This is a genomic window from Shewanella sp. 30m-14 (genome assembly GCF_052977125.1).
Window position 1 is genome coordinate 13,910 of the sequence record NZ_JBRILW010000026.1, and the last position, 12,723, is coordinate 26,632.

Annotated in this window: 16 protein-coding genes; 12 read left to right on the forward strand and 4 right to left on the reverse strand. The window is 44.3% G+C overall.

Going from position 1 to position 12,723, the window contains the following annotated elements:
* Positions 1–18: 18 nt before the first annotated feature.
* The 4 genes from ACVBIU_RS16945 to ACVBIU_RS16960 form a co-directional block, all read right to left on the reverse strand.
* Positions 19–762 (reverse strand): fumarate reductase iron-sulfur subunit, encoded by a 744-nt coding sequence (locus ACVBIU_RS16945; RefSeq protein ID WP_447162595.1) that lies wholly within the window; start codon positions 760–762, stop codon positions 19–21.
* On the reverse strand, positions 759–2,759 hold the full coding sequence (locus ACVBIU_RS16950) for a fumarate reductase flavoprotein subunit (RefSeq protein WP_447162596.1): 2,001 nt from the start codon (positions 2,757–2,759) through the stop codon (positions 759–761). The genes ACVBIU_RS16945 and ACVBIU_RS16950 overlap by 4 nt, the downstream gene beginning before the upstream one ends.
* Before the next feature lie 57 nt (positions 2,760–2,816).
* A complete protein-coding gene (locus ACVBIU_RS16955) occupies positions 2,817–3,491 on the reverse strand; it encodes a fumarate reductase cytochrome b subunit (RefSeq protein ID WP_447164382.1) in 675 nt (224 codons plus the stop codon).
* A gap of 160 nt (positions 3,492–3,651) precedes the next feature.
* Positions 3,652–4,383: a fumarate reductase cytochrome b subunit gene (locus tag ACVBIU_RS16960; RefSeq protein WP_447162598.1), complete on the reverse strand. Its 732-nt coding sequence runs from the start codon at positions 4,381–4,383 to the stop codon at positions 3,652–3,654.
* 340 nt (positions 4,384–4,723) lie between these two features.
* Between ACVBIU_RS16960 and prmA the strand changes: the two genes are divergently transcribed.
* The 12 genes from prmA to ACVBIU_RS17020 all read left to right on the forward strand — a co-directional run bounded on the left by prmA (position 4,724) and on the right by ACVBIU_RS17020 (position 12,689).
* Complete coding sequence (prmA, locus tag ACVBIU_RS16965) at positions 4,724–5,605, forward strand: 50S ribosomal protein L11 methyltransferase (RefSeq protein ID WP_447164381.1); 882 nt, start codon at positions 4,724–4,726, stop codon at positions 5,603–5,605.
* A 151-nt stretch (positions 5,606–5,756) separates the two neighbouring features.
* Positions 5,757–6,725 carry a tRNA dihydrouridine synthase DusB gene (gene dusB / locus ACVBIU_RS16970; protein WP_447164380.1) on the forward strand — a complete coding sequence of 323 codons (969 nt, stop codon included), beginning with the start codon at positions 5,757–5,759 and terminating at the stop codon, positions 6,723–6,725.
* Between the two features lie 17 nt (positions 6,726–6,742).
* Complete coding sequence (fis, locus tag ACVBIU_RS16975; RefSeq protein WP_012153658.1) at positions 6,743–7,048, forward strand: DNA-binding transcriptional regulator Fis; 306 nt, start codon at positions 6,743–6,745, stop codon at positions 7,046–7,048.
* Between the two features lie 285 nt (positions 7,049–7,333).
* Entirely contained in the window at positions 7,334–7,600 is a 267-nt protein-coding gene (locus ACVBIU_RS16980) for an AlpA family phage regulatory protein (RefSeq protein WP_447164379.1), read from the forward strand.
* Positions 7,597–7,809 carry a helix-turn-helix transcriptional regulator gene (locus tag ACVBIU_RS16985; protein WP_447164378.1) on the forward strand — a complete coding sequence of 71 codons (213 nt, stop codon included), beginning with the start codon at positions 7,597–7,599 and terminating at the stop codon, positions 7,807–7,809. Before ACVBIU_RS16980 ends, ACVBIU_RS16985 begins: the two co-directional genes overlap by 4 nt.
* Before the next feature lie 232 nt (positions 7,810–8,041).
* Complete coding sequence (locus tag ACVBIU_RS16990) at positions 8,042–8,290, forward strand: helix-turn-helix transcriptional regulator (protein ID WP_447164377.1); 249 nt, start codon at positions 8,042–8,044, stop codon at positions 8,288–8,290.
* Positions 8,283–8,525 (forward strand): hypothetical protein, encoded by a 243-nt coding sequence (locus ACVBIU_RS16995; protein WP_447164376.1) that lies wholly within the window; start codon positions 8,283–8,285, stop codon positions 8,523–8,525. Before ACVBIU_RS16990 ends, ACVBIU_RS16995 begins: the two co-directional genes overlap by 8 nt.
* A 189-nt stretch (positions 8,526–8,714) precedes the next feature.
* Positions 8,715–9,335 carry a YagK/YfjJ domain-containing protein gene (locus ACVBIU_RS17000; protein WP_447164375.1) on the forward strand — a complete coding sequence of 207 codons (621 nt, stop codon included), beginning with the start codon at positions 8,715–8,717 and terminating at the stop codon, positions 9,333–9,335.
* A 344-nt stretch (positions 9,336–9,679) separates the two neighbouring features.
* Complete coding sequence (locus tag ACVBIU_RS17005) at positions 9,680–10,375, forward strand: hypothetical protein (RefSeq protein ID WP_447164374.1); 696 nt, start codon at positions 9,680–9,682, stop codon at positions 10,373–10,375.
* The gene (locus tag ACVBIU_RS17010; RefSeq protein WP_447164373.1) at positions 10,372–11,859 is read left to right on the forward strand and encodes a protein PacB; all 1,488 of its coding nucleotides are present in this window, start codon (positions 10,372–10,374) and stop codon (positions 11,857–11,859) included. The genes ACVBIU_RS17005 and ACVBIU_RS17010 overlap by 4 nt, the downstream gene beginning before the upstream one ends.
* Before the next feature lie 175 nt (positions 11,860–12,034).
* Complete coding sequence (locus tag ACVBIU_RS17015; RefSeq protein ID WP_447164372.1) at positions 12,035–12,490, forward strand: hypothetical protein; 456 nt, start codon at positions 12,035–12,037, stop codon at positions 12,488–12,490.
* A gap of 55 nt (positions 12,491–12,545) precedes the next feature.
* Complete coding sequence (locus tag ACVBIU_RS17020) at positions 12,546–12,689, forward strand: hypothetical protein (protein ID WP_447164371.1); 144 nt, start codon at positions 12,546–12,548, stop codon at positions 12,687–12,689.
* The last annotated feature ends 34 nt before the right edge of the window (positions 12,690–12,723 follow it).

The following is a 12,723-nucleotide window of genomic DNA, read 5'->3' on the forward strand; positions in this document are numbered from 1 at the left end:
TGGCTAATACGTAATAGCTTAGACAAGTGTGACTGCCATCTTACGACGTAGATACGCAATCTGCTGCATGTGCGGTAAGTCTTTAGGGCAATTATCTTGACAACCCAACAACGTCATACAGCCAAACACACCATCTTGATTACCAATTACATGATAAAAGTCTTCTAGTTCACGACCATCTCGACTATCGAGTTCAAAGCGTGCCAACTTCATCATGCCCACAGCGCCCACAAAGGTGTCACGCATCTGCTTAGTCGCACAGGCCGATACACACACGCCACACTCTACGCAGCGCTCTAACTCATATAGCTTGGCGGCTTCGGCAGGATCCATTGGCGTTTCTAAACGGTGCACATCAATGTCGTCACTAATTGGGTGCAGCCACAGCTTTAAGCGCTCAGCCAGCTCACGCATAAACTTACCTGTATTAACCGATAGATCGCCTATCAACTCAAATCCCGGCAGTGGCATCAAAGTGATATCACCTTTAGGGTACTTGCTGGTCAATGTACGGCAAGCCAAAGTGGGGAAACCATTGATCACCATAGCACAGCTGCCACAAATACCTGCGCGGCAAACAAAGTCAAACTGCAATGAAGTGTCTTGCTCTTCGCGCAAACGATTCAATGCGATAAATACTGTCATGCCCGGTGTTTCTTCAAGTTGATATTTCACCATTTCAGGCTTGTCACCCGGAACCTGTGGATCATATCTGAAAATATTGAAGGTTAAGGTACGGCCTGTTGCCGTTTCTTGGCTCATTTCGCGATCTCTCCTGCGCTCAAGTTATCAAGCGTGTCACTTAAACGTTCGTTCTTTGGTTTTAATGATTCTGGGACGTCAAACGGCATCAATGCATGTTGCTGCTGATGTCTGTCCGCATCGGGCCCTAGCTGAGCTAAGATCTCGCTTATCTCCTGCTCACGCCTAGCGGTATCCGGATGAGCGATAGCATTATCAATACCGTAACCACGATATCCTGGAGGCAACTCCATCGTCATCACATCTAGCTGCTCATACTCAAGCTGCGGCGATAAACTATTAGCATCTGGCCAGCTCGATAGGGTACGGTTCAACCAATCTTTATCATTGCGCTGCGGAAAGTCTTCACGGGCATGAGCACCGCGGCTTTCAGTGCGCGCTGCAGCCCCACAAGCGACCGTGAGTGCCACTTTAAGCATGCGCTTAACCCGTAGCGCTTCTACAAGCTCAGGGTTTGCATGACGCTTATGACATTTAAGGCCGATAGCATGTGAACGCTTAAGTAACGCTTGTAGCTCAGCGACGGCTTTATCGAGCTCAGGGCCGTTACGGAAAATCCCCACGTAATCCATCATAATCCGCTCCATCTCTTTGCGGATAGCAAACGGACTTTCACAGCCCTTACCTTCTACTAGCTCATCAATTTCACTGCGAACTTTATCAACGAATGTCTCAACCAGACCTGTGTTGATCTCTAGGGTATTTTGCTGGCAAAAATCGGCCACATACTTGCCAATAATCATGCCGCCAACCACTGTTTCGGCTAATGAGTTACCACCAAGGCGGTTAAAGCCATGCATATCCCAACAAGCGGCCTCACCGACACTAAACAAACCTTTAAGCTGTGGGCTTTGTCCGGTCTTATCGGTGCGAATGCCGCCCATAGAGTAATGCTGAGTCGGTCTCACTGGGATCCAGTCTTTAGCCGGATCGATGCCTAAGAAGTTTTCACAGATCTCTTTGACTTCACGTAGATTGGTTTCAACATGTTTACGCCCCAGCAAAGTGATGTCTAACCATAGATGTGGGCCATAAGGACTATCGACTCCCTTACCTTTGCGCATATGTTCAGTCATGCGGCGCGACACCACATCGCGTGAGGCAAGCTCTTTTTTCTCTGGCTCATAGTCAGGCATAAAGCGATGACCATCTTTATCACGCAGTAAGCCACCATCGCCACGACACCCTTCGGTGGTAAGAATACCCACAGGCACAATAGCCGTTGGGTGGAACTGCACCGCTTCCATGTTGCCAAGCTTGGCTACGCCAGTTTCAAGTGCCAACGCCTGGCCAACACCTTCGCAAATGATCGCGTTAGTCGACACTTCATAAATACGCCCATAACCACCAGTAGCAATGGTGGTCGACTTAGCGACATAAGCTCTCAATTCGCCCGTGATTAAACAGCGGGCGACAACACCATGGCAACGTTTACCGTCATGAATAAGCGACAAGGCCTCCATGCGTTCGTGTACCGGAATATCCATCGATATCGCTTTGTTATCTACCGCATACAAAAGCGAATGTCCGGTACCGTCGGCGGTATAACAAGTACGCCACTTTTTAGTGCCACCAAAGTCACGGGCATTAATTAATCCATGCGCCTCTTCAGCCTCTTCAATAGTCACCTTCTCTGCGTTGACGACTACTTGGCGTGGACCTGCGGTAACACGCGTCCAAGGCACACCCCAGTTTGCTAATTCGCGTACGGCTTTGGGGGCGCAATGGGCAAACATGCGCGCCACGTCCTGGTCACAGCCCCAGTCAGAACCCTTTACCGTATCTTGAAAATGTACATCTTCGTCATCACCCATACCTTTAACGGTATTGCCTAAACTTGCTTGCATGCCACCTTGCGCCGCCGCGGAGTGCGAACGTTTAGCAGGAATTAATGACAGCACAACAGTATCTAGCCCACGCTCTTTAGACGCGATAGCCACTCGTAATCCAGCAAGTCCAGCGCCGATCACTAATGAATCGGTATATATCAGTTTCACACGTGCTCCTTAAAGTAGGGTGCAGAGTCAGTTTATGTTCTTATTGTCACCAGCTATCTATCGATTGGTGTAAGGTAAAAATGCCAGTAATGAGGCGATACCAACAACAATGAAAACAACGCTAATGATGGTTTTTATTTTTTTCAGTCTTATGCGAGTGTTTAAATCTTTCGCCGCCCCCCATTTCACCGCGAGACGATACATACCTATAGCAGCATGTAATTCCACACATAGCAGCAGAGGTAAATACAGCAGCCACACACCTTGCTCCCAGATCCTATCAGCACTGCCATAAGGACCAATGGTTTCTGGTGCCGCGCCTATCAACCACAAGTGCACAGGCAGTAGCAGTAAAATCACTACCCCCGTTATCGCCTGCCATACCCACAACCGGGTATCACCATGGTTAACCACGTTCAGCTGCAGTCTTAAGGCTTTTTGCTGACGTAAGTTAAGGGGTAACTTATGGATTGCCACCAGCACATGTAATAACACTATGGCTGCAATCAACACCGCAATAATAGAGACAACCCAAGGGTATCCATGATCATCATCGCTCAGAAAACTGAGCTCCATCGTCTTAGCAACCCAAGTCATGGCCCCTTCTCCCAGTAAAATGGAGGAGACCAAGATCAAGTGCGTCCAGAGAAACACCGCTAATAGGCCACCGGAAATACTCTGACTAAGATCTAGCCACCCACTCCAATTACTGCGATTGGTTATTTTATTCATTCGCCGCCCTATCTTTAGTAAACGCTTAACTTGTTAACCAGTTAGTTACAATGTCGCCCAGTAATAGGCATTTAACTGTGAGATAGATCAACAAAGTTGCGATTAGTTTAGTAAAGATTAATTAACGACTTTAGCTTAAGGTTCACGCACCCAAGTACGGCTAACTTGGTCGATAGGCCTCTACTGGTAGAGTCAGCTCACTGCCAATCAAAATGTAGGAAGCTAAGCTGAGTAAACCGATAGCGATAAGGTAAATAATCAATACCTTAGCCAGCTTACGCAGACCGGTGCGTTTTTCAGTAAATCCCCACTTAACGGCCACACGATATAAGCCAATCATGGCGTGTATAACCACGGCAGGTAGTAAAAAGATATATAGCAGCCAAGCGTTTTGATGATAAACGCGCTCAGCTGATAGATTAGGGCCAATCTCAGGATTGGCAATCATGGTAAACAAGTGAACTGGCACTAAAAAAAACAGCACAAAACCCGTCGCTAATTGCCAAAACCAAGCATGGCTATCTTTGTGGTTAATGACAGCCATATGGCGTCTTAGAGCCCGCCACTGCCCAAGCTGGGCAGGAAAACGACGCAAAGCAACTGCTGCATGCAACATCACCACAACCAACATAAATACAGAAAAGACTTTGGTCACAATGGGAAAGCCATGACCAGTAGAACTAAACATTCCGCCCTCTAAAAACTGCACTACCGTATAAAACGCATCTTTTCCAAGTAGAATACTTGACTCGAAATGCAAATGAGCTAATAAGAAGCAACCCATCATAACGCCTGTAATGCTTTGTATTTTATCTGCTTTTGCAGATGCTGGATGTCCTTTACCGATTACGTAGGATGCTAACATTATTCTTGTCTTGTTTGTCTTATGCAAAATAGTGGGATTTACACTCTAACAAGATCTTTAGCAGCAATTGGACAGCGGAATGATTTTCGTGATCTAACTCACCACGCTTAACGCAAGCGTTAGACGTAGATCACAAACCACCCTAATAAAAATGAACACTGGTAATACCATTTATCCAATAAAATTCAATATGTTGAACTACAAATTAAAACGAAAAAACCTCAATCAAACCAACCAAGAGCGCACACTTAAACTCATCATAAATCAGCATGTTCAAAGAATAGTGAGATGATTTCCGATCTAACATTCACACTCAAACCTGCCATGGTTTACAATAGCCTCATATATCTAGATAACGAGAATGCTCATGCCTTGGATCCAACTTAGAATTGACACTGACGGCCAACATGCCGACACGATTAGCGACCAGCTGATGGAGGAAGGGTCACTTTCTGTTACCTTCGAAGACGGTAAAGACAACCCAATTTACGAACCGACTCTGGGCGAAACCCCATTGTGGAGCCACACCGTCATCATCGCGCTATTTGAAGCCGATTTTGATTTAGCGCCTGTCGTAGAGCGTTTAAAGCTGCTTCCGTGCCTAGGCGATAGTTTCGGCCACAAAATTGAACAAGTTGAAGACAAAGATTGGGAACGTGAATGGATGGACAACTTCCACCCGATCAAGTTTGGCGATCGCCTCTGGATCTGCCCAAGCTGGCGTGAAATCCCCGATCCAACTGCAGTCAATGTCATCTTAGACCCAGGTCTTGCTTTTGGTACAGGTACCCACCCTACCACTGCACTGTGTCTAGAATGGTTAGACGGCCTAGATTACAACAATAAAGATGTGATCGATTTCGGCTGTGGCTCAGGTATTTTAGCGGTTGCAGCACTTAAATTAGGTGCAGAGCGCGTAACAGGTATCGATATCGACTACCAAGCTATTGAAGCCTCTAAAGCCAATGCTGAGCGCAATGACGTGCAAGACAAACTTGACCTCTACTTACCAGAAGATCAACCTGCCGATCTGCTTGCCGATATCTTAGTGGCAAACATTCTTGCGGGTCCACTGCGTGAACTGGCACCACTGATTGCAGAAAAAGTTAAACCAGGTGGCCAATTGGCACTTTCAGGCCTACTGCAAGAACAGGCAGAAGAAGTTTCAGCCTTTTATAGCGAGTGGTTTGATATGGACGAGCCTGCTCACAAAGACGATTGGAGCCGCTTGACAGGTATACGCAAATAACAGTAATGCGCGGCGCTTTCTGCGCCGCCACTGACTTCTCACTAGACAAAAGTCAAGCAAAAAAGTTGCCCCCAGGTCATTTATTGACCTTTTCACAGGCTTGAAAAAGGCGTACTATAGCGCCCCTTTGACGAGCAAGGTGTTTTGATAAATGCAGATTGGACCCTATCGCCTGAAAAATCAGTTGATCGTGGCCCCAATGGCAGGCGTCACAGACCAACCCTTTAGAAATCTCTGTCTACGTTATGGCGCAGCCTTAGCCGTGTCGGAGATGCTTTCATCTAATCCTGATGTTTGGGATACCGATAAAAGCCGCTTGCGTATGACACACGCAGGTGAAGACGGAATACGTTCGGTTCAGATTGCGGGTTCAGATCCTGAGTTAATGGCCAATGCCGCTGTTGTCAACGTACAACAAGGGGCACAGATCATTGATATCAATATGGGCTGTCCAGCAAAGAAAGTGAATAAGAAGCTCGCAGGGTCGGCTTTATTGCAAGATCCAGCTCAGGTAGAAGCAATTCTACGTGCGGTGGTGGCAGCAGTTGATGTTCCGGTGACGCTAAAAATTCGAACGGGATGGGCTCCAGAGCACAGGAATGGTGTTCATATCGCCCAGATTGCAGAAGATTGCGGTATTGCTTCATTAGCCGTTCACGGCAGAACGAAGCAGTGCATGTACAAAGGCGATGCCGAGTACGACACAATTAAAGCAATTAAAAAACAGATCTCGATACCCGTTGTCGCCAATGGAGACATTTTAACCCCAGAGAAAGCACGTTTTGTGCTGGATTATACTGGTGTGGATGCCCTGATGATTGGACGAGGAGCTCAAGGACGACCTTGGATATTTAGGGAAATCCAACATTACCTGGATACAGGTAAAAAGCTAGCGCCCGTTGAGATGGATGAAAAGCGTCAAGTTATGCTTGAACACCTTAAGTTACTGTACAACTTGTATGGCGATTATAAGGGCATCCGCTTCGCAAGAAAGCATGTTGGCTGGTACCTAGACCAAGAACAACAACGGCCATTTCGAAGCGAGTTTAATCGACTCGAAACCGTTGAAGAACAATGTTCCATGGTGGAACGCTATTTTGATGAATTTGTTGCATATTAATAAAGAGCAGAATACGAATGTTTGATCAGACTACTCACACTGAAGTTCACCCACTTACTGTTGGCAAAATCGAAACCGCAAGTGGCGCTATTAAGCCACAATTACTACGTGATGCGGTAAAGCGTGCTGTCACCAACTTTTTCGCTCAAATGGACGGGCAAGAAGCTGAAGAAGTATATGAAATGGTGTTAAGCGAAGTTGAAGCACCTCTGCTAGATATCATCATGCAACACACTCGTGGCAACCAGACTCGTGCTGCCAACATGCTAGGTATCAACCGTGGTACGCTACGCAAGAAATTAAAGAAATACGGCATGAACTAAGACTTACGTCTTAACGTGTTGTATAGGAACGGGTTTTTTGGCGACAAAAAGCCCGTTTTTGCTTATATGTACCCCCATATGTACCCCCGTTGTTTTGTTGCCCTAGCCCTTTCCCCCTCTAAGTTTCCCCTGTTTCACCCATAAAAAATATCATGTGAAAAGATCTGCCACTTTTCATGCTAAAACCCTTCATTTGCTAAAAAGCCCTAAAATTTCGTTTTTACTTGCACTCTCCTCAAAATCCATATCCGCGCAATCAAGCGCTATGAATACGAGGAAATACCAATGAAAAACGTCAATTTAACTTTAACGGATATCGGTGCAACAAATGAATTAGTGTTTGACCGAATGGTTAAAGAGAAAGAGCGAAAGCTCATCACCTCAGTAAGTAGATCTGAAGCCTTCCAACTAGAACGCAAAGGCCTATTCCCTAGTCGCAGAAAAATCTCTAACCGCTCCGTAGGTTGGTTGCTCTCAGAATTGCTAGAGTGGGTAAAATCTAGAGATGCTGTAGTGTCATTAGATAATCATAAGCAGGAGGCCGCATTATGATTATCGCCAAAGGCGCTGTACACTCGCCACAAATTGAGATTATGCCGCTTATTAGCATTACAGAGATGTGCACGAAATTGCATAAGAGTCGCGCAACGATCCATCGATGGGTAAAAGCTCGTAAGCTGATAGCGCCTGTATATCAAAACTATCGAACCATTGGCTGGTGCCCGCTTAAGTTTGAGCAATGGCAATTAACTCAAAAGTAAAAAATAGCTGATTTGCTGGTGGTGATACCTAACCGCTTAACCACCAGCATCTCCCCTAAAAACAACCTAAATAGTTATACAATGTATAACTCAAACTCAGCTATCTTCCCCGCTATTCCTCTCCAAGACAGTCCAAAACACTAAAACGCTCTAAAATTTAGTTTTTACTTGCAAGCTAAGCAAAATCCTTCAACCAAGAGCAATAAAGCCCTTTGGAGCCGAGGAGAAACAAATGCAAACATCGATATTCACCCCATCAATCGAAGACAGTATTAATGAACCTATCATCAATGAGCAGCAACGCAGGTTCATCACATCGGTTAGTCGAGCCCACGCCTTTCAACTAGAGCGCCAAGGCCTATTCCCCAAACACCTAAAGCTAGGTAACAACGCCAATGGCTGGAAGTTAACAGAGATCCTAGCTTGGGTGCGTTCTCGCCCAATAGCAGAGCTTAAACAAGTGGGAGCAAGCCATGACTAAATCACTTAATGCTGAGACTGGAAACAATAGAAAAGTCAGGCTGTGCCAATTAGTCGCCTCAACCCATACCGTTGAACAAGTGCTCACAGTGGCTCAAATCGCAACTCGACTAGGCAAAAGTACTAAGACCATCAGAAATTGGCTAAGACAAGCCACAGATGCGCCTAAAGCCTTTAAAGACCAGAATGAATGGTTTGTCAGTATATCGGAATATGAAAAGTGGGAAGTTCGCTAACAGCTGTAGCGTTCGACCAATTAGAAGAGGGCAATGTGTTGCCCTTTTTCAAGGGTAAGGATGAGACAAAATGGGCTGTTATAGTGCTTTATCAAACCTAAAAAAACGAAAAAATCAGTCTTGAAGTCCACAACCATGCGGCCTTGAAAGCAAGGCGCTCACTAAATGAACTAGGTTTTAAATATTATTATGTCTTTACTCTTAATAAGTACACCTGAAATAGAAGATGCACTGGAACATTTACACTATACAGATAAAGCTAAAGATGTTGTTCTGGGTGGGATCAGATGGAAAGTAATGCAATTCCCTGAAGGGTTAAACCGCAAACTTCTCAACGCCCTGTACAGCACTTTAATGGCCTATATCTCATGGCACTCTAAAGTATTAGTGATCCGCTTCGATGTCTCATTATATGATTCATTACCCGACAATCAAATCATCAGTAAGCTAAGAAGCTACATTCAGAAGCACCTTAAATCACATTATAACTCTAAGGCAGAGTTTGGCTGGGTCAGGGAGCAAAACCGATATGATGATAAGTGCCACTACCATTGTTTTGTCTTATTGGACGGGCAAAAAGTCAGGAGCAGTAAAAGGACATTCGATCTAGCGAAAAAGGCGCAAGAGCTAATCATCGATATCAATATCCATTTCCCTGAAAATTGCACCTACATGATTAAACCTAACAACTTAAGCAGTATTCAAGCCGCGTTATACAGGCTCAGTTATTTAGCCAAAAATTGGACTAAAGAGAACAACCCCGCTTTAGCCAAAAGTTATTACTTTGGCCGCACAAAACATAAAGCCTAAACAAGATGACGTTCAGCCAACACTTTTAAGGTGGCCAATGCTGGTGGCACTAACCTCAAAGAATAAGGAGGCTCACATTAATTGAGCTTCAAAACAATGCTTAGGGTCATGCGTGATCCTGACCAAAGAGAAATATAGAAAGACATAATGTTCAGCTGCTTGTAGACCCTAAAGCTACATACTTAAAAACCCACAAAATACGCACCTTCCAAAAACCAATGATTTAATAGCAAAGTTAATGGAAAACCAACCCGAACACAGGGCTGATTTTCTGTTAACGATTTACCTATATCGATTTATGAGCTGATTAACTTAAATAAACTAAGCAACGAGGGAGGTGGACAATGAAAAAGACTAAAAAGACTAAACAAAACACAGGCTACATCATTGACCCCAAAACTCGGCGTTCACAATTCCAAAGTAACAACCGCGCTGCTCTCGTTCATGGAGGTTTCTCTAACAAGATACCAGAGGAGCTACTTGGCTCTATTTTAGATAATGATCTGGGCTTTGAACTTGGTGTGTTAAAAGGACAACTTTCTAATATCACACTGCTAGGCCAAGAGGTAATAACAAGGTTAATCACCGAAGGGGAAGACTCTGTAGCGCTAAGTGTCGTTCTTTCTTGCGCAGATAGAACCGCAAAGCTTGTTCCTCAGATCCAAAAAGTGCTTGATTCATCGCTTGCAAAAACGGGCTCAGTTCAACTTATCAATAGTCGCAACCGTTGGCTAAATAAACTCTATAAAGGAAAGTGTTCAGCTAGTGATGTCGCATATCAATTTGAAGTCCACCAGCTAGGCGAATTACCTGACTACGTACAACGGATGCTATCTATCGAACTATCAGCACAACAAACCGATACCGATCATGAAAACCTAAGTCGGGAACAAATATTTGAAAAACTCGAAGACTACAAAGTCACTATTGCTGCAGAAGAGGAGCAGATTAAATTGCGTCAGCAGGCAGTATCAAAAGAGAAGCAAAGAATTAATCAGCATCTTTTTAATAACTCAGAACCTAGCGAGGACAATAATTGAAAAAGTTAAAAACGATCCTAGCAGATCCCCGCTATATAGAACTCTTAGTCATGTTCCAATACGACTGGGTTGGCTTTGCCTCTGTATTAGTGGGGAAAAGCCCTACTTGGCAACAAAGACAGATTATCTCAGCAATTCAAAAGCAAGGTGCAAGAGTATCTGTATCTAGTGGCCACGGTACAGGCAAAAGCGATATGACCAGTATTATCATTCTAGCTTTTATCATCTTAAACCCTGAAAGCAGAGTGGTAGTGGTTGCAAATAACGCAGCTCAAGTACGTAATGTTATTTGGAAGTACCTTAAAATCAACTTCAAAGCTCTCTGTCGCAACATTCCTTGGATAGAGCGCTACTTCGATTTGAACGAACGCGAGTTCTACGCAATCGGCTATAAAGGTATATGGAGCTGCATTGCTAAATCTGCTCGTCAGGGCAATGAAGAAGCGTTAGCTGGTGAGCATTGTCATACCTACCTCGTAGTTGTTGATGAAGCTAGTGGTTTATCGGACAAAGCCCTAAACGTGTTGAGTTCAGCACTAACCGAAGCCAACAACAATATGTGCTTACTAAGTCAGCCGACTCGAACATCAGGCTTCTTTTACGATACTCACCATAGGCTAGCTAAAACAACCGATAACCCAAGCGGGATCTGGGCTGCAATCACCTTAAACTCTGAAGAATCACCACTTGTAACACCCGAGTTTATCGGTGAGAAATTGATCTCTTACGGTGGGGAAGATTCACCCGAATACCAGATAAAGGTGTTAGGGCACTTCCCCGACAATATGGATGGTTACCTACTTAGCAGAACCGACTGTGAGCGTGCAGCAAGAAGCTCGCCAACGCTAATTGATGGCCAATGGGGCTGGGTTGCTGCGTGTGATGTTGGAAATGGTAGAGACAAATCAGTAATCAATATCTGCAAGGTATCGCTAGAACCTGCAAATACTCGGCTAGTGGTCTCCCATTCCATTATCGAAATGCGTGCAGATATAGATCCTATAGACTTCGCCTACGAGATAAAAAGGTATGTAGAGCCCTATGAGAGCCAAAATATCAGCATTTTAATTGATGGTGATGGCGTTGGCTTCTCGACTGTAAAAATAGCCTTAGAACTCGGTTTAAACGTTCAAGAGGTCCGATGGGGAAAACCTGTCTTTAATCATAACGAGAAAAGCCGCTTCATCAACCAACGAGCCTATAGTCACATCATGATGCGCGATGCGATAAAGACCGGAAGAATGCAGATTGATGGCTCCGAACTGACTAAAAGCCAGATATCCCGTTTACCAGTCCACCTCAATGAACTAGGTCAATGGGTAGTATGTGCAAAGAAAGAAATGAGGGAAAAACACAACATCAAATCCCCCGATAGATCCGACACCTATTGCTTCATGTTTTTAGCTAATCCGGAGCCAATATTTACAAAAATCACCGAGGCTGAATCAGAGCGAGAAGAGGCTATAAATCAATGGACAGGTTAGAGGTTTTTCTAAAAATAAACGCGATGAAACACCGCGCGCGTAGCAAAAATAGTTCGAATCAACAAAATTTCAGGAGTTTTAAAAAATCAGGTGATTTTGCACACAATTACCAAACATAGGATTTGCTCATCCAATTTAGATAAATCAATCTACCTATTCGACAAGAGGAGAAAAAATGAAATTTACGCCAGAAGAAATTTGCTACATGAATGCTGAAATACTTGAACGTCATAGCTGCGAACTATATAGAGTCTCAGCAGAACTAAGAGGTGAACACCCTGCGGCGGCATCCTTTCTCTACAACCTAGTTAAATATATAAACGAAGGTTTCATCATATTATCGCCTAAGATTATTAAGAAAAAACTTATATCTCTTTCACCTTCAGAGGGCACAAAAGAGCTTTATCAAATGAATCAAGATTTGCTTGAAGAGAAAAGCAACAATCTATATGAAATCGTCCATGAGCTTGAAGCAAAACACTCTAATGCTGCATCTATTTTATACGATATAGTGTATTTCCTTTCCGGAGATAGTCGATCTACACCTGAAATTATCAAACAAAAGCTAATTTCTTTCTCACTTGGTGAAAGCACTTTACAGCTATGCGAACGTTATAACCACATGAAATAAAAGCTGAAGTACTTAAGAGGTTTCAGTATAAATCTGTGTAGTGGCCAATTAAAATTTGCCACGTCAAGCTTCACAGTGCTGTATTGGTGAAGAGGTGGGATGCTCCCACTGCTTTCCTCACGGTATCGATACGATAAATGGCTACCATACTAAAGAGCAGCGTAACTGGAAAAAGTACCGCAGAACCCAGTACCGCTAGCCAATATTCCCAAACTAAAACAGCACTCATTTGA